Source organism: Paenirhizobium naphthalenivorans (assembly GCF_007992095.1).
Classification (GTDB): Bacteria; Pseudomonadota; Alphaproteobacteria; order Rhizobiales; family Rhizobiaceae; genus Allorhizobium; species Allorhizobium naphthalenivorans.
Genome location: NZ_BJZP01000006.1, coordinates 66,460 through 87,355, shown reverse-complemented (window position 1 = coordinate 87,355; position 20,896 = coordinate 66,460). Strand labels below are relative to the sequence as shown.

The following is a 20,896-nucleotide window of genomic DNA, read 5'->3' as shown; positions in this document are numbered from 1 at the left end:
GGAGGGCGGAATGCACAAACTCATCTGGTGGCAGAAAAGCCTGGTCGGTGTGGCAATTGGAACGCTCCTGTTTCTCTACGTGCCCGTCGCGATCCTCATCCTGTTCTCCTTCAACGACAGTCCCGTCACATCCTTCCCGCTGTCCGGCTTCACCTGGGGCTGGTATCAGAAGGTGTTCGCCAATGCCGATCTGATCAGGGCACTGGGCAACAGCCTCATGGTCGCCTCCGCCGCCACCGTCCTGACGATCGTCATCGGCGTGCCGGCGGCCCTTGCCCTCGACCGCTACCCGTTCATCGGCAAGCAGTTGTTCAGGAACACGATCCTGCTGCCGTTGTCCCTGCCGGGCATCGTGACCGGTATCGCCATGCTGAACTTCTACAAGCAGATCGGCTTACCGCAGAGCCTCGGAGCGGTCATCATCGGCCATGCCACGGCGCTAACCGGTATCGTCGTCAGCCAGGTTCTTGCTAGGCTGGAAAAGGTCAACCGCAACCTGTCGGAGGCCAGTTCCGATCTGGGAGCGACATCGGTGGAGACCTTTTTCTACGTGACCCTACCGAACATTCGCTCGGCGATCATCGGTTCGGCACTGCTGTCCTTCACGCTGTCCTTCGACGAGATTCCGGTCACCTACTTCCTGACCGGGCGTGAGATCACGCTGCCGATGTATATCTACTCGACGCTGAGAAGAGGCATCACGCCGGAGATCAACGCCATCGGCACCCTGATCGTCGTCGTGTCGCTTGTGGTGATCCTGAGTTCGGTCAGCATGCTACGGCAGAAAAACTGACAAGCGGCCCGGCTCGAAAGGGCCGGGCCTCAATCGTTGGCGCGGTTGGTCTTGCGCACGATCGTGGCGATATCGACGCCGAGTTCCCGGGCAGCCGCCCGCTTCGACCCAAGTCGGTCCAGCGCCTCGTTGATCACCTTTTCTTCGAACGCCCGAGTCATCTCCTTGAGTGTAAGGCCGGAGCCGGATAGCTCCAGCGCAGACTGGACGTCTTCGGCGGCAGCGGACGGACCATGCCCGAAGGAGGGAGGCAGGTGCTCCGGAGCCGCGACATCGTCGGCGACGATGTCGAGATAGTCGACCACACTCTTCACCTCACGCAGGTTTCCGGGAAAGGAATGGCGCAGAAGGATCGACCGGCAGGCCGGCGACAGCTTCAGCGGAGCGCCCCGTTCGGCGCTTGCCCGTTCAAGCATCATGTCGAGAATTTCGGCCTTGTCGGTGCGGTTGCGCAGCGGCGGAATCTCGACGGGAAAGGTCGAGAGGCGGTAGAGCAGATCCTTGCGGAAGCTGCCGTTGCGCACCATGTCCGACAGGTCGCGGTTCGTCGCCGCTATGACCCGGGTCTCGATCTTCTTCGCAACCGAGGAGCCGACCGGCTGGATCGTTCCATCCTCAAGAAAATTCAGGAGCTTTGGCTGGGACGACAGCGGAATCTCGCCGATCTCGTCGAGAAAGAGTGTTCCGCCTCCGGCACTTTCAATAAAGCCGCGCTTGCCGGCCTGCAAGGCTCCGGTGAACGCCCCGCGCTCATAGCCGAACATTTCCGATTCGAACAAGGTCTCGGGGATGGAGCCGCTGTTGACATGGATGAAGGGGCGCCCCTTATCGCCCGCCGTCAGATGGATGTGGCGCGCAATCGCAGTCTTGCCGACCCCGGATTCGCCCAGCAGCAGGATGCGAAAGCCGCGGGCATAGGCACGCGTCGCCTGCTCGATCTGCAACTTCAGCCGCTCGGGAAATAACAGCCGGGCCGTTTCCTTCCGATCGCTGGCGGAAATGGCCCGGCCCTGCACCCCCCGCTTCGAGCGCTCGATATTCTCGGGGTCGCGGAGAAAATAGACCGTGAATCCGGTGGCGGAACCGGCGATGGAGAGCATGCGCCGGTTCGCCTGATAGACCGTTCCGGACACCTTGGAGCGGACGAACCCCTGGGTCTGGCCTCGCTGTGCCGCTGCGAGAAATTCGTCCATGTCAAAATCGGAGAAACGTTGGAATGTCGCGAGCTTCTGGCTTTCAAACGGTTTGGAAAGCCGGGCCGCCCGCTCCGCCGCCAGATTGAGGAAGACCACCAGCTCGTCCGGATCGACGACGATCATCGCATCGGTCAGCAGATTGGCGAAATTGCGGAATTGCGGGCTCTGGAAATTCTGCTCCCAACCCTCGCGGTTCAGGGTTTCGGCGTTTCTGACACCCAGATAGAACTGAGGAATGTCACCCGGCGTCTTCATGCGTTATGGCCGTCTCGGCTGTCGGGTCGTTCGCTTTGCACCATCCGCACCTCGCTCACGGACAGTTATCACCGTCCACTTGCCGCTGTCCACACCGGTGACCTTGCGGGTATGCACGTCAAACAGGACGCCCGCACCGCCGGAATTGGCAAAGAGGGACCAGCCGGAGGCTCTGGGGCGGCCGCGCACATGGGCAATCAGCAGGTTCTCGATCGTGCGGCTGCCGGCGAACCTGGCGGCGAAGGCCTTGTTGCGGCTGACAACCTGCCCTTCATCATCCAGAATGATCACCGGATCGGCCATACCGTCGAGCACCCGCGCCGTCAGCTTGGACGCACTGGCCTTGACGTCATCGGCGATGTGCTGCCGGGTCACGTCGCGGCAATTGCCCCACAGCAGCAAAAGGAAGCCATCGACGACCTCCCCGCGAACATCATTCAGAATGTATTGCAGCGTGCCATCGTGACGACGGTCGATGCTGAGCGCATTGTCGATCGCATAGTCGGAATTGATGATCTCCTCAACGAAACGCTCATTGGCGGCGCTGCGCGGCCAGTAAAGGCGCACGTCCTGTTCGTTGAAATCGAGCGATTCCGGCAGTTGATAGAGTTGCGCCATCGCCGGGTTGCACAAACGCCAGACGGACTGGTTCTCGAAGACCTGACGAACCACCTCGCTCTTCGGCAGGGTCGTGTCGACCGGCTCGGAGAAGACGATGCTCCAATGGGCCTCGCTCGACGTTTCAAGCATGGACGACAGCGTGCGAAAATCCGCCTCAAGCTGCCGGTAGCGATTGCCGACAGGACCATAGTCCATCTTCGCCAGCCGGAGGGCGATCTCACCGCGCCAGCGAATGAACCGGGCGCGCGCAAGAGTGCGGATCGGCCTCCCCCCGCCGGCAAGCAGTGTCAGTTCCATGGCGGCGGCATGCTCACCTCGGCTGCGCCGATGCAGGAGCTGCTGGATTTCCGCAAAGGATTCCGATGTGTAGAAGGCTCCGGCGTCAAGGCCGGCGACATCCCGATCATAGGTGCCCAGCAGTTCTGCCTGGCTGTCGCTAAACCACAGGACGCGCCCGTCGAGCGAAATGACGTCGACGAGAAGATCCGACTCCAGGGACTGGCCGGGGCTGGACTGAAGCGTTTCCGCCAATGCCTCCATCTCCGCCATCGTTCTCACCTCTTAAACTGCAAGCCCTCTGCGATACCGCCAGCCCGCCACCTTGTAAACACGCACCGTCTCGAGTCGGCGGATCACGCCAGCCCATTGCCAGCGATGAAATTGCCAACCATTCGCTCGCAACCGGGAATAAAGCTGTAGCGGGCCGACTGGGCCGGGTCGACTTCCGCCCAGCAGGTCGCCATGCGATCGCAGGTCATCTCTGGATGGAATTGCACGGAAACCCAGTTGCCGCCGTGATCAAGCGCCGCCGCCGGCAGATTGGGGCGGGTCGCAAGCACGGTCGTTCCCTGCGGCACCTCGATGACCCGGTCAAAATTGCCGAAAAAGAACGGCGACGTATCGTCGAAGCCATCGAACAGGTAATGCCCCTGTCCGGCCTCGGTCCGCGTGACCGCCAGGCTGCCGACTTCGGGGCCGGCCGGTATCTTCTCGACCCTGCCGCCCAATACCGTCGACATCATTTGATGGCCACCGCAAATGCCCATCAGCGGCTTGCCCGTTTCGCGCCAGCGCGCGAGCCAACCGCCAATCTCCCGTTGCCAGTCGTAATTGTCCGACACGGAGGCGAAACTGCCGCCAAGGATCACGCCGTCGATGGCATCGAGATCGGCCGGCAGCGGCTCGCCCTCATGCGCCTTGACGCCGCGATAATCCAGCCGGTCGAACATCCCGAGGTGATCGATAAGCGCTTCGACCATCACCGTCTCGTCGTCACCGCCATAGATCCGGCGCCACGTCGACCTGGAATAGCTGCCAGGTTCGGCGAACTGCGAGATAAAGAGAAGGGTTTTCCTGGTCATCGTTCATCCGTTGGCTAGGGACCGTCCGGCGGACGGCTATCAATGGACCCCGAGCAATATTCGTGCCATCCATTTACCCACATAAAAACAATGATTTGCAGGACATTCCGCACCGCAACGCTGCAATCCTGCAGGAATAATTGGCATTTTTGCAGCGCTCTAGCGACGCTATCGCCTGGGCCCGGCTGACGGCAAACACATTCCTGATCCGCGCTCCTCAATGGCACCTGCAAAACCGCCTTACACCGTCTTCGCGGCGCAACAGAACTGGCGACACCAAAACGCTGCAGGTTTGCAGCCTTTTACCCCTGGCGAAAACGCATCAGTTCCGGTTGTTTCGTTTGCCCGACAGATCAACTCCAAAAAATATCATGTAATTTCAAATTGTTACAACACGTCTGCGAGCTGGCACGGCTTTTGCTGACCCTGTTTATCAACCAACACAAGAAGCCACGAGGGGACATGATGATCACCGAAGAACTGCTTGATGTCGAAAACCTGCCCTATCTCGATATCACCGATCCGGACTTTTCGATCCGATCCGACGAGGTGAATGCCGCGCGTGAACGAAGCTGGTGCGCGCGAACGAATTACGGACTGGCGGTGCTGCGCTACGACGAGGTGCACAAGCTGATGCGCGACGCACGACTTCGTCAGGGTAGCTATGCCTGGCCGAAGCTCAACGGCGTCACCGGCCATTTCGCCGGCTGGTGGGAGCGCATGCTGCTCAGCCAGGAAGGCGCCAATCATGCCCGGTTGCGGCGCCTTGCCAATCCCGCCTTCTCACCGAAGCTGGTCATCGGACTGCGCCCCGAATTCGCCAAGCTCGCCAATGAACTGATCGACCAGTTCATCGAAAAGGGTTCCTGCGAGTTCATGGCGGATTTCGCCGAGCCCTATGCGACGCGCGTGATCTGCATGTTGCTTGGCCTTTCGCACGACAAATGGCGCGAGCTGGCCGATATTGCCGCCGACATGGGGCTGGCGCTCGGTGTCACCTTCAAGCAGGACCTGGAGACCGTCGAGGCCGCCACGCAGAAAATGTTCGGCTACGTGATGGCGCTGGTCGAGCACATGCGCGGCCAGCCGCTCGGCGACGACTTCCTCTCGATGCTGGTGAAAACCAACATGGAAAGCGCCGATGCGCTGTCCGACGAGGAACTCTACGACATGATCGTGCTCGCCATCTTCGGCGGCATCGACACCACGCGCAACCAACTCGGCCTGGCGATGGAGGTCTTCATCCGCCATCCCGAACAGTGGAAGCTGCTCGGCAGCGACCCGGAGCTCGGCAAGGCCGCCGTCGAAGAGGTGATGCGCATACGCCCGACCATTACCTGGGTGACGCGCGAGGCGGTCGAGGACTTCGCCTATCAGGGGCTCGAGATCAAGCGCGGCACGACCATCCATCTGTTCGGCCAGTCCGCCGCCTCGGATCCGCGCGCCTTCCCAGACCCCTCGTTCGACATCACCGCCGAACGCAAGCCGCATTTCGGCTTCGGCGGCGGCGCCCATCATTGCCTCGGCCACTTCATCGCACGTGGCGACATGACGGAGGCGCTGGCGATCCTCGCCCACCGTATCCGCAATCCGCGCATCGACGGCGAAGCCCGCTTCCTGGCCGACAGCGGCAATACGGGGCCGATCACCCTGCCGATCGCTTTCGAGCGCGGCGAACGCAAGGCCTTCATTCCACCGAGCGCGGCGGTGCCTGTCCAGGCCGTGCAGGTTGAGCCGGAAACCGGCGTCGGCGCACCGGTCTCGCTGACGATTCTCTATGGCACCCAGACCGGCAATGCCGAGCAGATGGCCAGCGACATAGCCGGCATCGCCGGGCATCGTGGCTTCGCCCCCCGCGTCATTCCCCTCGATGGCATCAGTTTGGCCGAGCTTGCGGGACTGAAACGACTGCTGATCGTCACCTCGACATATGGCCAGGGCGAGATGCCGGATACCGCCCGCAGCTTCTGGGAGGCGCTGACAGCCGATAATGCGCCCGACCTTTCCGGCCTCTCCTTCTCTCTGATGTCGATGGGCGATTCCGGTTACGAGACCTTCTGCGCAGCCGGACAAGCCATCGATGCCCGCCTGCAGGCGCTCGGTGCCCGGACAATCGAACCACGGGTCGATTGCGACGTGAACTATGCGGCGATTGCCTTTCCCTGGGCCGACCGAGCGCTCGCCGCGATCCGCCAGGTGGAGGGCGAGGAAAACCTCGCGCCGACGGACGATCTGGCGGCGGCTACCGTTACCCGCTCCAAGTGGACCTTGCGCAATCCCTACACCGCGACCATGACGACCAACCGTCACCTGTCGGGGCCGGCCTCGGAAAAGGACACCCGGCATATCGAACTCGACCTCGGCGACAGCGGCCTCGCCTATGAGGCCGGCGACTGCATCGGCGTCCTTCCGACCAATGATCCCGCGCTCGTCGACGCCTTCCTGGAACACTACGCCACCTGTGCGCACCAAGCGGTTGCCGGCGAAGACCGGCCGCTCGGCACATTGCTGGCGCAGGCCTATGAGATCAGCACGCCGTCGCGCGAGCTGGTCGCCGAAGTCGCCCGCCGCTCACGCGACGAGGAACTGCGCCACGTTCTGGAAAACGACGACCGCCAGGCGCTCGATGCCTGGCTGTATGGCCGCGACATCCTCGATCTCCTCGGCATGATGCCGAAGGACGCCCTGCCGCTCGGTGAGCTCCTCGGCCTGCTGAAACCGCTGCAACACCGCGCCTATTCGATCGCCTCGAGTCCGAAGGAGCATCCGGGCAGCATCCACCTGACCGTCGCGGCGGTGCGCTATCATGCCCACGGCCGCGATCGCAAAGGCGTGGCCTCGACCTTCCTCGCAGAGCGCGTCGGCGAGGGTCGGACCGTGCCGATCTTCCTCTCTCCCAATCGCGCTTTCCGGGTTCCGGAAAACGACGACGCGCCGATGATCATGATCGGTCCCGGCACCGGCATCGCGCCGTTCCGCGCCTTCCTGCAGGAGCGCCGCGCCCGCGGCGCGAAAGGTCGCAACTGGCTGTTCTTCGGCGACCGCAGCCAGGCGAGCGATTTCCTCTATCAGAATGATCTTGAAGGCATGCAGGCAAGCGGCCTGCTGACCCGGCTCGACCTCGCCTTTTCCCGCGACCAGGCGGAGAAGATCTATGTGCAGCAGCGGATGCGCGAGAACGCCCGCGAACTCTATGCCTGGCTCGAGGACGGCGGACACCTCTATGTCTGCGGCGATGCGACCCGCATGGCGGCAGACGTCGAGGCGGCCCTCCTCGACATCATCGCATCGGCCGGCGGGCACTCTGCCGATACGGCCGAGGCCTATCTCGATCGGCTGCGCAGGGAAAAGCGCTACGCCCGCGACGTCTACTGAACCTTCCCGTCACTCGAACAGAGGGCGGCGTCGCCGCCCGCAATCGGAGCGATCATGACCGATATAAACCAACTGGCCGAACGCCTCGAAAAGGACGGCATCGAGGTCCTGCATGTGGGACTGTTCGACTATGCCAGTATCTTCCGGGAGCGCCGGCTGCGGCGCGAGCAATTCCTGGCCTGGGCGCGCGATCCGCGCTTTTCCAACACCCTGCCGCACTGGGATTCCGCCGACAGCCTGTTCGGCAGCGGGCCCTATCTCACCGAGGCGCTGACCCTCGACCCGCAATCACTGCGCCCCTATGGCTTCGAGCCGAATGCCGCGGCGGTCATCGCCGATTATGCCGGGCCGAACCGCGATCTGATGCCGCGGGCGGTGCTCGCCCGTCAGATCGAGCGGGCTGAAGCCATGGGCTTCGAGGTGCGGGCCGCCTTCGAATTCGAGGTGATCTTCCTTGAGGAAACGGCCGCCAGCCTCAGAGACAAGGGCTTTGCCGACCTTGCCACCTTCATGCCGGAAAACAAGTGCTGGTCCGGCCAGACGGCGGCCGACCAGGCGGCCTTCGTCGCCGGTCTCGAACGCGTGATCCTCGATCACGGCATCTCGCTGTTTGCGGTCGCCGGCGAACTCGGGCCGGGCTGCTTCGAGGCAACGCTTGCCGCCGAAACGCCGATGAAGGCCGCGGACGACGCCGCCTTCTTCCGTCTGGCCGCCCGCAGCTTCGCCCGCTCACGCGCCATGACCGCAAGTTTCATGGCCTCCATGGGTGGCAGCTTTCCCGGGATCGGCGGACACGTCACGCTCTCGCTCCGGGACAAGAAGACCGGTCGCAACGTCTTTTCCGATCCGTCATCATCGACGAACGACAAGGCCCGCCAGTTCATCGCCGGCATGGCACGGCTCGTGCCCGAGGCCTTCGCGCTCTGCGCCCACACCGTCAACGCCTACCGGCGCTTCGCGCCAGGGTCCTGGGCACCGAAATCGGTGACCTGGGCCGAATATACCTTCACCACCGCCGTCCGTTCCGTTCCGAGCGCGAACGACAGCGCCCGGCTCGAGTTCCGTTTGCCGGGCGCCGACTGCAACCCGCATCTGACGCTGGCGCTGGCGCTCGCCGGAGGGCTTGACGGCATCGAGGAACGGCTCACTCCCCCCGAGGCGACGCCCTATGGCGGTCCGGACGACATTCCTCCCGGAGCGACGCGTCTGCCCCGGGATCTCCTGGACGCAGCCGAGCGGCTGAAGGCGAGCGCACTCGCGGCCCGCAATTTCGGCTCCGCCTTCACCGCCCATTTCGCCCACGCCTGCGAGGTCGAACATGCCGCCTTGGCGCGCGCCGTCAGCGCGGCGGAACTCGCCCGCTACCTCGAAGGCTGACGCCACCCCCATCCAATAACAAAAAACCAACCCAAAAACCAAAAGAGGAGAACGCCATATGGCACTCAAAGAAGACTGCGACCTTTTCCGTGAACTCAACGATCCGCAGCGGCTTGAGCGCGTCGCCCGCGTTGCCGAAAAGATCAAATCGCTCGGCATCGAATATATCTACTACCAGTATGTCTCGATCACCGGCCGCGTGCTCGGCAAGGCCGTTCCGGCCCGCCATTGGGCGAACAATGCCCGCAAGGGCGTGCAGACCTGGATGGGCGGCGTCACCAATGTCGATACCGACATGAACGGCAGCCTCTACGGCTTTTCCGCCAACGACGGCGAAGTGCTGGCCCTGCCGGACCCGGAAACCTTCTGCCAGCTTCCCTGGGACAAGAGCATCGCCCGCGTGTTCTGCACGCTGTTCTATGGTCTGGAGGACGCCAAGAACCCAGGCGGCTATTTCGAATGCGACGTGCGCGGCAACCTGAAGCGTTTCGACCGCGAATTCCGCGAGAAGCATAACGGCCTGCACCTGCGCGTCGGTATGGAACCGGAAATGCTGTGGCTGAAGAAGAACCCGGAAGGTTCGCCAACCCCCTATTCCGGCATCACCGAGCCCTATGCCTATCATATCGGCCAGTTCGAATCCGCCCGCGCGGTGTGGAAGCAGGTCTACGAGTATGCCCACGCCATGGGTCTCGACATGATCCAGGGCGACGTGGAGGACGCGCCAGGCCTGCTGGAACTCAACTTCGCCTTCGACGACGCCGTCAGGACCTGCGACCGCCTCACCACCTATCGCCAGATCTGCAACGAGGTGGCGCGCCAGCACGGACTCATCGCCTGCTTCATGGCCAAGCCGATGATGGGCGTTCCGGCCAATGGTTGCCACCACAATTGCTCGATCTGGAGCGGCGGCGAGCCGCAGGTCCAGCAGCTCGTGTCAGGCGAACTGCCCGGCATGGAGGAGGTGTTCACCTATACGAAGGGCGGCGTCAACGAATTCGAGAACAAGGAAGGCGGCTGGCTGCCGACGGAACTCGGCCATCATGCGCTGGGCGGGGCACTGAAGCACATCGGCGCGCTCACCGCCATCGGCGCCTCGACGGTCAATTCCTATCGCCGCTTCGCCGATGTCGGCCTCTGGGCACCGATCGGCGCCAACTGGGGTCTGCAGAACCGCTCCTGCACCATCCGCATCTCCGCCCCGGACCGCTTCGAGTTCCGCGCCGTCGACGCCATGGTCAACCAGCATCTGTTCTGCGCCGCGCTCGTCAAGGCGCTGGATGACGGTCTGACCAACAAGATCGATCCCGGCGCGCCGGAAGACCGCAACGTCGTGGAGGTGATGAAGGCCGGCGGCCATGTCGATCTCATTCCGCTGAACCTCAACGAAGCACTGGACGCGCTGAAGAAGGACGACCTCGTTCTCGAAGCCATGCCGGGGCGGCTCTATGAGCTGTACGATCTGATGAAGCGTGACGACTGGAAGCGCTTCCTCAAGGAAGTGACCAACTGGGATCACGAGCGCTACATGGACTGCCTGCCGTAAGCCTGAAAGCCGCCAGCGGACGGGAGGACCTCCCGCCCGCTGCGCAACGGCGCCGTGACATTGCCGGTCACCGATCAAGACGGGGATCTGACGGCATGACCAGACGTGCCCACGATCCCCTTTATCGTCGCCATCAATTTCCTGCCGACATGATTGCCCATGCCCTAGCCCGGCCGTCCGACCTACCCGTCGAGGCAAAGCCGCGCCCCGGTCCGCTTGCGCCAGGGCTGCGTCCGGCGACCGCAGGGATGATCAGGCACCGATCTTTCCGAGAAAGGTCATCCAGATTTTCCGGCCTTCGTCGTCAAACCGCTTCACAGCCTCGATAAACAGATGGCGCGCCGCCTCGTCCACCAGCGGCGCCGGCAGCATCGGGTCGAACACGATCTGGCGAATCGCCGCGTCCCCCAGCAGGAAGCTCTCGCGGGCGGCGACATCAAGAGGCAGCCCGCCCGCGCTCCTGCGCCAAGCTTCCAGGCGCTCGTCCCCCTGTCGATACCCCTCGACCAGAGCGGCCCCTTCCCAAAGGCGATGCGCCTGCTTTTCCCGCGCGCTGTCGAAGTCGGTTACGCGGAACACCGCCGCCGCCTCAATGAGTCCCAGTGCTGTCAATCGCTGCCGCACGTCTTCCGCGCCGCCGGCCAGATTGTCGGGGCGGATATAGAGTCCGTGGTCCAGCTCACGCATGCCCAGCATCGACAGTGCGCGCTCGCGCGCCCGAAGCTGCTTGCGATCACTGCGTGGCAGGCCACCGGTCGAGGCGGCGATCCACTGGCCGGTCCAGGCGATCAGCCGTTCTTCGGTCGCCCGCCAGCCGGCGATCTCCTCCTGGATGCGCCGCCGCTCCGGCCCCAGCCGGTAGACGCCCCGCTCGGCCAGCTCCACCAGTCCGGCCTGCGCCAGCCGCGCCAGCGTGACGCGGACGCTGTTTTCCGAAATGTCGAACAACGCGCAGGCTGCGAGTGCTTCGCCAACCGTCAGCCGGCCACTTTCGGCGACGCCCAGCAGGTTGAGAATGAGCCGCCGCGCATTGGGCATCTCCGGCGTCGCAGCCGGTGAATCTTCAAAATTACTCTGTTTGACAATTTCTGACGTCATACGTAATATTCTTGCAGCATGTGCCGAACCGCACAAGGCGGCAGCCGGCACGAGGAGGAAAAATGTCACTTACCAGCCAATTCTCGACCCACGAAGTGCAAAATCAGCCGGAAGCGCTGAAGAACTACAATGTCTGGGCGACGGATACCGCGCTGCGGGAGGCGGTGACGCGCGAGGGTGCGGCCTGGGCGGGCGAGCATCTGGGCGAGTATGGCGCGCGTGCCGGCGGCGACCTGATCGACCTTGGTTTTGTCGCCAACGAGAACAAGCCGAAGCTGCGAAGCTTCGACCGCTACGGCCACCGCATCGACGAGGTGGAATTCCACCCCGCCTATCACGCGCTGATGACCGCGGCGATGGAATACGGCATGAACGGCTTTGCCTGGCGCAACGCCAACCGGGAAGGCGCCCATGTGGCACGCGCGGCGGTGATGTATATCGGCTCGCAGGCGGAAGCGGGTATCGGCTGCCCGATGTCGATGACCTATGCGGCCATTCCGGCACTGCGCCACGCCCCGACGCTTGCCGAAAAATGGATCCCGAAACTCATTTCCACCCAATACGATCCGCGCAGCCTGCCGATGGAGCAGAAGACCGGTTGCACCATCGGCATGGGTATGACGGAAAAGCAGGGCGGCTCGGATGTGCGCTCCAATACCACCCGGGCCATCCGCCAGCCGGACGGCACCTATGAACTGGTCGGCCACAAATGGTTTTTCTCCGCACCAATGTGCGATGCGCACCTGGTGCTCGCCCAGACTGAAGCGGGCCTGAGTTGCTTCCTCGTGCCGCGCTTCCGTCCCGATGGCAGCCGCAATGCGGTCGAAGTGCAGCGACTGAAGGACAAGCTCGGCGACTGGGCCAATGCCTCTTCCGAAGTGGAGTTCCAGGGCGCTTTCGGCGAACTGGTCGGCGAGGAAGGTCGCGGCGTTGCCACCATCATCGAAATGGTGGCGCTGACAAGGCTCGACTGCATGATCGGCTCGTCCTCGCAAATGCGCCAGGCGACGGTGCAGGCCCTCAATCACACCCGCCAGCGCCAGACCTTCGGCAAACACCTGATCGACCAGCCGCTGATGCGCAATGTGCTCGCCGATCTTGCGCTGGAAAGCGAGGCGGCCATCGCGCTGACCATGCGCATCGCCCGCGCCATCGATTCCTCCGGTCGCGACGAGAACGAAGCCGCCTTTGCCCGCATCGCCACCGCGATCGGCAAATACTGGATTTGCAAGCGCACACCGTCGCAGGTCAACGAGGCACAGGAGTGCCTGGGCGGCATCGGCTATGTGGAGGAGACCATGATGCCGCGGCTCTACCGGCAGGCTCCGCTCAATTCGATCTGGGAAGGCAGCGGCAATGTGCAGTGCCTGGACGTGCTGCGGGCGCTGCGAAAGGAACCCGCCTCGCGCGACGCGCTGTTTGCCGAACTGGCCGGCGCCAAAAGTCAGGACAAGCATTACGACGCCGAACTCGCTCGCTTGGGCCATGCCTTCGACGACATGGAAACGGTCGAATATCGCAGCCGCTTCATCGTCGAACGCACGGCGCTGATGTTGCAGGCCTCGATCCTGATCAAATCGGCCGAGGCGCCGATTGCGGCTTGTTTCTGCCGCTCGCGGCTGGGAGGCGAGCATGGGCTTGCCTTTGGTACGCTCGGCCCCGATGCGCCGGTTGCGCGGTTGATCGAGCGCGCCAGCGCGGCTGCCTGATCCTGAGGCCGTCGTCCATGGACGGCGGCCCCTTCATTTAAATCCAGTCTCGACGCTTTGGGAGGAGTCGCTTGACCTATAATCTCGGCGAAATGCTCGCACACCGGGCCTATCTGGCCCCACGCCACGAAGGCTTCATCGGCCCGGACTATCGACAGCTATGCCGAGGTCGACCGGCGTTGCGAGCGGCTTGCCTCATGGCTGCGGCAGGCGGGTCTTCAGCCCGGCGACCGGATCGCCGTCTACGGCAAGAACACCGAAGCCCTTGCCACCACCATCTTCGCCGCCGCCAAGGCCGATGGTATCGCCGTCGTCCTGAACTGGCGCCTGCAGGTGGAGGAACTCGTCTATATCCTCAACGACAGCGGCGCCCGGGCCCTGTTCTATGACGCCGCCTTTGCCCCCGTCGTGGAGGAATTGCGCCACCGCACCGGGCTTGAGATTTTCATCTGCAACGGAGTCTCGGCCACCGACCCGGATTATGCCGGCATCGTGGCCGATGAAAGCCTGCCGCCTGGACCTGCGGCCGTGCGCCGAGGCGGCGACACCGCCATCATCATGTATACCTCCGGCACCACCGGCAAGCCGAAGGGGGCCATGCTGACCCATGACAACTTCCTCGCCGCCGGCCATGGCACATCAAGCACCATAGACTGGTACGACAGCCATCGCTTCCTGCTGGTGGCCCCGATCTTCCACATCGGCGGGCTGATGCCGCTCACCACCAGCGTGCAGAAGGGCAGCACCGTCTATTTCCTCCCGGATTTCGATCCCGTCGCCGTGTGGGATGTCATCCGGCATGAGAAGATCACCACCATGATGTCAGTGCCGGCGATGCTGAACGCGCTGCTGGCGATCGCGCCGAGGGTCGAAGCCGACGCTTCGAGCCTCGTCAACATCACCTGCGGCGCCTCGGTCGTGCCGAAACCGTTGATCGAAGCCTGGGTGGCGATGGGGGTCAGTATCCAGCAGGTCTACGGCCTCACCGAAGTCACCGGGGCGCTTTCCTTCTGGAAGGCCGGGATGGATGCGTCAAAGGCCGGCTCGCATGGCAAGCCCGCCTTCCTCAATCGCCTCAAGATCACCAACATCGAAACCGGCAAACCGGTGCCGGCAGGGGTCGCGGGAGAGGTCATGTGCCAGGGGGCGGTGGTCTTCGCCGGTTACTGGAACAACCCGGACGCCACCAACTCCGCCCTGCGCGACGGCTGGTTCGCCACCGGCGATGTCGGCTATCTCGATGAAGACGGCTTCCTCTATCTGGTCGACCGCCTGAAGGACCTGATCATCAGTGGCGGCGAGAACATCTACCCGGCCGAGGTCGAGGCGGTTATCCTTGCCCATGGCGGCATTGCCGAGGTCTCGGTCGTCGGCCGGCCCGATCCGCGCTGGGGCGAAGTGCCGGTCGCCTTCGCCGTGCGCAAGCCAGACGTCGCTGTTGCCGAACAGGACATCATCGACGATTGCCGCAGCCACCTCGCCCACTTCAAATGCCCCAAGGCCGTGATCTTTCTCGACGCCCTGCCTCGCAATGGCATCGGCAAGATTCTCAAACCCGAACTGCGCAAGATGGCCGCCGAGATGGCGGCAACCGTCTGACGCAGAAATGACAGGATTTGGCCGGCCCTGTTTCCCGGGCCGGCCTCCATATCTTTCCCTTTGGCTCAGACGGTCAGATAACCGCCGTCGACGTTGATTTCCGCCCCGGTGGTATAGCTCGCGGCCGGAGATGCGAGGTAGAGCACCGCCCCGGCGATCTCGTCAGGCTGCGCCACGCGCTTCATCGGAATGTGTTCAAGTGCCACCTTGAGGATCGACGGATTGTGGACCAGGGCGGCGGCGAATTTCGTATCAGTAGCGCCGGGCAGAACAGCGTTCACCCGCACGCCCTGCGGCGCGCATTCCTTGGCGAAGGCCTTGGTCATGGACAGCACGGCGGCCTTGGTGATGGAATAGATGCCCTGCAGGTCACCGGGTATGACACCGTTGACCGAGGCGATGTTGATGATCGAGCCGCCGCCATTGGTGGCCATCAGCCTGGCGCCATAGGAGGACATGAAGAAATAGCCGCGGATATTCACGTCGACCGTTTTCTGGAAGGCGCCCGGATCGGTCTCGGTGATCGGACCGAAATAGGGGTTCGCCGCGGCATTGTTGACCAGGATGTCGAGACGGCCATACTGCTGCGTGATGGCCTCGAAGGTCGCGGCAATCGCTTCCATCTCGCCAATATGACAGGCAAGCACGCTGGCCGAACCGCCGGCCGCGCGAATGCCTTCAGCCACCTGCTCGCAGGCCTCCGCCTTGCGGCTGGATAGAATGACATGCGCACCGTGGGTGGCGAGACGTGTGGCCACGGCCGCCCCTATGCCGCGACTGGCGCCCGTCACCAGCGCGATCTTGCCGCTAAGGTCGAATGTGTTGTCCTGAGCCATGGTATGTTTCCCTCCCGTCATTCCATTCAGCGATAGGTGATAAGCGCGGCGTCGCTTGCCGCCTCCAGATGCGGCACGCCATTGAAGCTGGAAAGCGTCAACCGCCCGCGCCGGTTGTCCAGCCGGGTGACGCTGGCGTTCTGCAACACCCAGTAAAGGTCGAAAACGTGGCTGTCGGGCACCTGCAGGATATGCTGCACGGCCGTCCCGATCGGCCCGCCGGAGGTGAAGACGACGACCGGTCCCCCGTCGTCACGCAGGGCGGCGGCGCGGGCAAGGGCCTGCACACATCGCGCCTTGAAGCCCGGCCAACTCTCGCGATATTCGCCGTCATTCCCACCACCTGCCCAGCGGGCGACCGCATCGGCAAAGAGGCGCTGAAAGGCCCGCCGCGCATCGGGCTGCTCAGCCAGAAATCGCACGAGGTCTTCGGGTCGGGCGAAGTCCGGCGCATGCCGCGCCAGCACTTCCTGATGGTCGAATTCGTCGAAACCCCCATCCTCATGAATCTCGCAAGGACTGATACCCCAGCCGTCGAGGCAAGCTTCGGCGGTCTCGCGGTGGCGGCGGAGACTGCCGCAGACCACCACCGGCCGCGGGTCCGCGCGCAATGCCCACCATTCCCCCAGAAGCCGGGCCTGCCTGATGCCAACCGGCGACAGGCGATCATAGACCGCATCGCCGAAACTGGCCTGTCCGTGCCGCACGAGCGTGATACGGCCGGCGCTCATGACGAACCGATCGCGGCGAGGCAGCGCTTTTCCAGGTAGCGCGCGATCTTGCCGAAGCCGGCAAACTGCGGGTTGGAGGTCTGACCCTGCGCATAACGGTAATAGATCTGCTGCACGATCACGGCGAGGCGGAACAGGCCGTAGACCATGTAGAAATCCATGTCATCGACCGGCAGGCCGGTGCGTTCGCCGTAATAGGCGATCACTTCGGCGCGCGTCAGCATTCCCGGCAAATGGGTCGGCTGCCGGCGCAGCGCGAGAAAGGTCGGATCGTCATCGGCCTGCACCCAGTAGGCAAGGCTGTTGCCGAGATCCATCAACGGATCTCCCAGCGTCGCCATTTCCCAGTCCAATACCCCGATGACCCTTATCGGCTCGTCGGGGTCCAGAACGACATTGTCGAAACGGAAGTCATTGTGGACGATGCGGATCGCCGTCTCGGTCGCCGGCATTCGATCGGCAAGCCAGCCCATGACGGTCTCGAAATCCGCAGAATCCGGCGTTCGGACCTTGCGATAGCGATCGCTCCAGCCCTCGACCTGGCGCCGGACGTAACCATCGCCACGGCCGAGTTCGCCAAGTCCGGCGGCAACGGGGTCAATGGCATGCAACTCGATCAGCCGATCGATCACCGAAAGGCAAAGTCGCCGGGTTTCCTGCGGGGTGAGTGACAGGCCGGCCGGCATATCCTGCCGCGGGATGATGCCGCGGATGCGTTCCATCACGAAGAAGTCACAGCCCAGCACGTCCGGATCGTCGCAGATCGCCTTCACCTGCGGAACGTAAGGATAGATCGGCCGCAGGGCCTGCATCACGCGCGCTTCGCGCAGCATGTCGTGGGCGCTCTTGGCCTTGTGCCCGAAAGGCGGTCGCCGCAGGATCAGGTCGTGTTCGGGATAGGCCAGAAGATAGGTCAGGTTGGAGGCGCCGCCCGGAAACTGCAGCACCTCAGGCACGCCACGCAATCCCGGATCCGCCGCTTTCAGAAAGGCGTCGATCCGCCCGACGTCCAGTTCCTCGCCTGCGCGAACCCGTCCCGGCTGATCGACCATACCGGCCGCCGTCGCACCTTCAGTTCTTGCGGTCTCGGTCATGTCAGCCTCTCGTCTTGCGGATGTCTATTCCGACACGGGCCGCTTGGGCCTTCAGTTCAAGCTTGGCAATCAGCGCGCGGTGCACCTCGTCGGGACCATCGGCGATCCGCAGCACGCGGGCGTAGGCGTAGAGTGCGGTCAGTCCCCAGTCGTCGCACACGCCGGCGCCGCCATGGATCTGGATGGCGGCATCGATGACGGATTGGGCGACAGAGGGGGCGACCACCTTGATCTGCGAGATTTCGCTCATCGCACCTTTCACACCGACGGTATCCATCAGCCACGCCGCCTTCAATGTCAGCAGTCTCGCCTGTTCGATGGCAATACGGGCGTTGGCGATCACATCGACATTGCCGCCGAGGGAGGCGAGCGGCTGGCCGAAGGCGATGCGCGTAAGCGCGCGGCGGCACAGAAGCTCCAGCGCCCTCTCCGATGCGCCGATCGCCCGCATGCAATGATGGATGCGACCCGGCCCCAGCCGGCCCTGGGCGATCTCGAAGCCACGGCCGGGCCCGGCGATGACGTTTTCCAGCGGCACTTCGACATCGGTGAAGCTGACCTCGCCATGGCCATAGGGCTCATCCAGCGCGCCGAACACCGGCAGCATGCGTTCGATCCGGACACCGGGCGTCTCGATCGGAACGAGGACCATCGAATGGCGAGCGTGCTTGGGGCCCTCGGGATCGGTCAGGCCCATGAAGATCAACAGCCGGCAATCGGGATGGCCAATGCCCGTGCTCCACCATTTGCGGCCGTTCAGCACCATGCGATCGCCCTTCACCATTGCTGTCGCCTGCATGTTGGTGGCGTCGGAAGAGGCGACATCGGGTTCCGTCATGCAGAAAGCCGAACGGATCGAGCCGTCCAGAAGCGGCTTCAACCAGCGTTCCCTCTGCATCGGCGAGCCATATTTCACCAGCACCTCCATGTTGCCGGTGTCGGGCGCATTGCAGTTGAAGATCTCGGGCGCGATCGGAGAGCGGCCGGTAATCTCGGCCAGCGGCGCATATTCGGCATTGCTGAGACCCGGCCCGTATTCCGACTCGGGCAGGAAAAGGTTCCAAAGTCCCTCGGCCCTGGCCCTGGCCTTCAGTTCCGTCATGACGGGCGGCACGTTCCACGGCCGTTCGCCGGTCTTGAGCGTGCGGGTATATTCCGCTTCGGCGGGGTGGACATGCTCCTCCATGAAGGCCGTGAGGCGCTCGATATAGTCTTTCGCGCGCGGAGAAAATGCAAAATCCATGACAATCCCATTTGCTGAAACAGACAGCCATCGCGGCGGTCTTGCAAATCTTGCGGCATCGTGAGCCAATAAATCAAATGATTGATGTGAATTATGGATCATGAATTTCGTGCATATAAACCGCCTGGACCTGAACCTCTTCGTCGTGCTGGACGCAATCTATGCGGAGGGCAGCGTCACCCGCGCCGCCGCGACATTGAATCTGACCCAGCCGGCGATCAGCCATGCGCTTCGACGCCTGCGACAGACGTTCGACGACCCGCTCTTCGTGCGGCAGGGCAGCGCGATGGTGCCGACACCACTCGCCCGCTCGCTGATGGCGCCGGTGCGCCAGTCGCTCAAGACATTGCAGGCCAGCGTGCAGGGGGCGAAAACCTTCGATCCGGCAAGAGCCCAGCGGACCTTCTCCCTCGGCTGCCGGGACGTGCTGGAAGCGCATATCCTGCAACCGTTGATGATGCGGATCGCCCGTGACGCGCCGGGCGTGGAAATCGCCTCCGTCCGCACCGAGCGCAGCGAACTGGAAGCCGATCTGGCAAGCGGCGCGCTGGATCTGGCGATCGAGGTTCTGGCCCCCGTGTCGGACCATGTGCGGCGGACGCTCCTGACCCGTGACGAGATCCTTGTGGTCGCTCGCGCCGACCATCCGGCCCTGCGCGAAAGGCTGGACCTCGCCCGCTACCTGGCGCAGGACCATGTTCTGGTGTCATCGAGGCGCAAGGGTATGGGATTTGAGGACGTGGAACTTGCCCGCATCGGCCACCAGCGCCACATTGTCCTGCGCTGTCAGCAATATTACGCCGCCTGCCGGCTGGTCGCGGAGACGGACCTTTTGCTTACCATGCCCGGGCAATATGCCCATATCGTCAACCGCGGCCTGCAGACACGAATCCACCCGTTCCCCGTCCCGGTTCCGCCGCTGGACGTGTACCTGTATTGGCACGAGAACGTGACGCTTGATGCGGGCAACCACTGGCTGCGGACCCTGCTGACGGAGCTTTCCGCCGGCGAGCAACCGCAACCGGCGGAGACTGCATGAGAATGCGTCTCCCCAACCGGAAAGCGTCACAGAGGGTCTGAACGGGATATGTGATGCGCGATCTCAAGTGACGCCACTTTGACGGCGAGGCCATGCTGCCAGCGGTGTCCTGGTCCTGCCGCTAGGGGATCAGCAACCACGATCTTGGGCAGACGATGGGTGAACGCCGCTGGCAATCGCGTCGTCCGGCTTTGCGAAACCAGCCTCGCCCATCGGTATCATATTATACTGTGTATAGCATTGGTTCGGCGAAATTCAGCCAAACAGGGATGGTAGGCGCTGGATTGTCATATCCTGCTCTGAGGTTTCAATGCGTCATATTTCCATGTTCACAATATCAGTTCTTTTATGCTCCCCGATCCCGGCTTTTGCCGCATGCGTCGAGAATGCAAAGAGCCATTTCGTCGTGAAAGAGGGGGTCGCAACCGATAGAAAGTCACGCCTCGTCTGGAACAGATGCGCGGTTGGCATGGAATGGAATACCGACAAAAAGCGTTGCACGGGTGAACCTGACGGGTTGAATCAGGAAGCGGCGCAAAAGGCGGCGCAAAATGCCGGGGAAGGCTGGCGTGTGCCGACGGGAGAGGAACTTGAAACCTTGCTTCTCGATACATGTGAGGGACTGAAAATCGACAACTCGGCGTTCCCGGACATAAAAAGTTCCGATTATGGGGAAGGTGCGAATTTCTGGACGTCGACGGAAGCTATGCCGGGCATGTTCTACTTCTTCGATTTTGCAAATGGCTATGCCGATATGCATTCCGCCGGGTACGGCCTCTCCGTGCTTTTGGTCCGGGATCAATAAGAGGGCTGTGTTGCGACGATCGGATTTTGGGCGGTATAGGCCGTTCCGGTGAACGGTTCTTGCCCAGTTCGTTGTTCACCCGAGCCGCCAACGCGCGCGTGGCGGCAACGATCCGGGCCGCAGACGATCACAGATCATAGCGGGCAGAACCGGCTATGGTGTCCCGGGGCTGCGCCGGACATAGGATTGATCGGATACGCCCGGCGCGTTGCCCCTTG

16 protein-coding genes are annotated in these 20,896 nt (G+C 63.1%); 8 read left to right on the top strand and 8 right to left on the bottom strand.

Annotation, left to right across the window (positions count from 1 at the left end):
- The first annotated feature begins 10 nt into the window (after positions 1–10).
- A complete protein-coding gene (locus RNA01_RS08175) occupies positions 11–793 on the top strand; it encodes an ABC transporter permease (protein WP_147179482.1) in 783 nt (260 codons plus the stop codon).
- Positions 794–822: 29 nt separating this feature from the next.
- On the opposite strand, the gene RNA01_RS08170 is transcribed toward RNA01_RS08175, so the two are convergent.
- The 3 genes from RNA01_RS08170 to RNA01_RS08160 form a co-directional block, all read right to left on the bottom strand.
- On the bottom strand, positions 823–2,244 hold the full coding sequence (locus RNA01_RS08170; protein ID WP_147179481.1) for a sigma 54-interacting transcriptional regulator: 1,422 nt from the start codon (positions 2,242–2,244) through the stop codon (positions 823–825).
- A gap of 3 nt (positions 2,245–2,247) precedes the next feature.
- Entirely contained in the window at positions 2,248–3,414 is a 1,167-nt protein-coding gene (locus RNA01_RS08165) for a PAS domain-containing protein (RefSeq protein WP_147179480.1), read from the bottom strand.
- An 83-nt stretch (positions 3,415–3,497) separates the two neighbouring features.
- Positions 3,498–4,226, bottom strand: a complete 729-nt coding sequence (locus tag RNA01_RS08160) for a type 1 glutamine amidotransferase (RefSeq protein ID WP_147179479.1) — start codon at positions 4,224–4,226, stop codon at positions 3,498–3,500.
- Positions 4,227–4,688: 462 nt separating this feature from the next.
- On the opposite strand from RNA01_RS08160, the gene RNA01_RS08155 reads away from it, so the two are divergent.
- The 3 genes from RNA01_RS08155 to RNA01_RS08145 are packed head-to-tail and all read left to right on the top strand — an operon-like array spanning position 4,689 to position 10,524.
- Positions 4,689–7,601: a sulfite reductase subunit alpha gene (locus RNA01_RS08155; RefSeq protein WP_147179478.1), complete on the top strand. Its 2,913-nt coding sequence runs from the start codon at positions 4,689–4,691 to the stop codon at positions 7,599–7,601.
- 54 nt (positions 7,602–7,655) lie between these two features.
- On the top strand, positions 7,656–8,978 hold the full coding sequence (locus RNA01_RS08150) for a type I glutamate--ammonia ligase (protein ID WP_147179477.1): 1,323 nt from the start codon (positions 7,656–7,658) through the stop codon (positions 8,976–8,978).
- A 58-nt stretch (positions 8,979–9,036) separates the two neighbouring features.
- On the top strand, positions 9,037–10,524 hold the full coding sequence (locus tag RNA01_RS08145; RefSeq protein ID WP_147179476.1) for a glutamine synthetase family protein: 1,488 nt from the start codon (positions 9,037–9,039) through the stop codon (positions 10,522–10,524).
- A 252-nt stretch (positions 10,525–10,776) separates the two neighbouring features.
- Here the strand turns inward: RNA01_RS08145 and RNA01_RS08140 are convergent, their stop codons facing one another.
- Positions 10,777–11,691 carry a PaaX family transcriptional regulator C-terminal domain-containing protein gene (locus RNA01_RS08140; protein WP_235916516.1) on the bottom strand — a complete coding sequence of 305 codons (915 nt, stop codon included), beginning with the start codon at positions 11,689–11,691 and terminating at the stop codon, positions 10,777–10,779.
- On the opposite strand from RNA01_RS08140, the gene RNA01_RS08135 reads away from it, so the two are divergent.
- Positions 11,685–13,331 carry an isovaleryl-CoA dehydrogenase gene (locus tag RNA01_RS08135; protein WP_147179475.1) on the top strand — a complete coding sequence of 549 codons (1,647 nt, stop codon included), beginning with the start codon at positions 11,685–11,687 and terminating at the stop codon, positions 13,329–13,331. The genes RNA01_RS08140 and RNA01_RS08135 overlap by 7 nt on opposite strands.
- A 78-nt stretch (positions 13,332–13,409) precedes the next feature.
- Positions 13,410–14,930, top strand: coding sequence for a class I adenylate-forming enzyme family protein (locus RNA01_RS08130; RefSeq protein ID WP_307725727.1), 1,521 nt, complete (start codon positions 13,410–13,412; stop codon positions 14,928–14,930).
- Between the two features lie 65 nt (positions 14,931–14,995).
- Here the strand turns inward: RNA01_RS08130 and RNA01_RS08125 are convergent, their stop codons facing one another.
- Genes RNA01_RS08125 through RNA01_RS08110 form a run of 4 tightly spaced genes read right to left on the bottom strand, consistent with a single transcriptional unit; the run spans position 14,996 to position 18,834 of the window.
- Positions 14,996–15,766 (bottom strand): SDR family oxidoreductase, encoded by a 771-nt coding sequence (locus tag RNA01_RS08125; protein WP_147179474.1) that lies wholly within the window; start codon positions 15,764–15,766, stop codon positions 14,996–14,998.
- Between the two features lie 26 nt (positions 15,767–15,792).
- Positions 15,793–16,497, bottom strand: a complete 705-nt coding sequence (locus RNA01_RS08120; RefSeq protein WP_147179473.1) for a histidine phosphatase family protein — start codon at positions 16,495–16,497, stop codon at positions 15,793–15,795.
- A complete protein-coding gene (locus tag RNA01_RS08115) occupies positions 16,494–17,591 on the bottom strand; it encodes a phosphotransferase family protein (protein ID WP_210245743.1) in 1,098 nt (365 codons plus the stop codon). The genes RNA01_RS08120 and RNA01_RS08115 overlap by 4 nt, the downstream gene beginning before the upstream one ends.
- A gap of 1 nt (position 17,592) precedes the next feature.
- Positions 17,593–18,834: an acyl-CoA dehydrogenase family protein gene (locus tag RNA01_RS08110; protein WP_147179472.1), complete on the bottom strand. Its 1,242-nt coding sequence runs from the start codon at positions 18,832–18,834 to the stop codon at positions 17,593–17,595.
- A gap of 100 nt (positions 18,835–18,934) precedes the next feature.
- Between RNA01_RS08110 and RNA01_RS08105 the strand changes: the two genes are divergently transcribed.
- A complete protein-coding gene (locus RNA01_RS08105; RefSeq protein WP_210245742.1) occupies positions 18,935–19,873 on the top strand; it encodes a LysR family transcriptional regulator in 939 nt (312 codons plus the stop codon).
- 310 nt (positions 19,874–20,183) lie between these two features.
- Entirely contained in the window at positions 20,184–20,678 is a 495-nt protein-coding gene (locus RNA01_RS08100; protein WP_147179471.1) for an Lcl C-terminal domain-containing protein, read from the top strand.
- The last annotated feature ends 218 nt before the right edge of the window (positions 20,679–20,896 follow it).

Excerpts from the sequence above, each read along its gene's own strand:
- RNA01_RS08100 (WP_147179471.1), top strand. The coding sequence starts at position 20,184 with ATGCGTCATATTTCCATGTTCACAATATCAGTTCTTTTATGCTCCCCG.
- RNA01_RS08120 (WP_147179473.1), bottom strand. The coding sequence starts at position 16,497 with ATGAGCGCCGGCCGTATCACGCTCGTGCGGCACGGACAGGCCAGTTTC.
- RNA01_RS08175 (WP_147179482.1), top strand. The coding sequence starts at position 11 with ATGCACAAACTCATCTGGTGGCAGAAAAGCCTGGTCGGTGTGGCAATT.
- RNA01_RS08115 (WP_210245743.1), bottom strand. The coding sequence starts at position 17,591 with ATGACCGAGACCGCAAGAACTGAAGGTGCGACGGCGGCCGGTATGGTC.
- RNA01_RS08145 (WP_147179476.1), top strand. The coding sequence starts at position 9,037 with ATGGCACTCAAAGAAGACTGCGACCTTTTCCGTGAACTCAACGATCCG.
- RNA01_RS08160 (WP_147179479.1), bottom strand. The coding sequence starts at position 4,226 with ATGACCAGGAAAACCCTTCTCTTTATCTCGCAGTTCGCCGAACCTGGC.
- RNA01_RS08165 (WP_147179480.1), bottom strand. The coding sequence starts at position 3,414 with ATGGCGGAGATGGAGGCATTGGCGGAAACGCTTCAGTCCAGCCCCGGC.
- RNA01_RS08110 (WP_147179472.1), bottom strand. The coding sequence starts at position 18,834 with ATGGATTTTGCATTTTCTCCGCGCGCGAAAGACTATATCGAGCGCCTC.
- RNA01_RS08155 (WP_147179478.1), top strand. The coding sequence starts at position 4,689 with ATGATGATCACCGAAGAACTGCTTGATGTCGAAAACCTGCCCTATCTC.
- RNA01_RS08135 (WP_147179475.1), top strand. The coding sequence starts at position 11,685 with ATGTCACTTACCAGCCAATTCTCGACCCACGAAGTGCAAAATCAGCCG.
- RNA01_RS08170 (WP_147179481.1), bottom strand. The coding sequence starts at position 2,244 with ATGAAGACGCCGGGTGACATTCCTCAGTTCTATCTGGGTGTCAGAAAC.
- RNA01_RS08150 (WP_147179477.1), top strand. The coding sequence starts at position 7,656 with ATGACCGATATAAACCAACTGGCCGAACGCCTCGAAAAGGACGGCATC.
- RNA01_RS08125 (WP_147179474.1), bottom strand. The coding sequence starts at position 15,766 with ATGGCTCAGGACAACACATTCGACCTTAGCGGCAAGATCGCGCTGGTG.
- RNA01_RS08105 (WP_210245742.1), top strand. The coding sequence starts at position 18,935 with ATGAATTTCGTGCATATAAACCGCCTGGACCTGAACCTCTTCGTCGTG.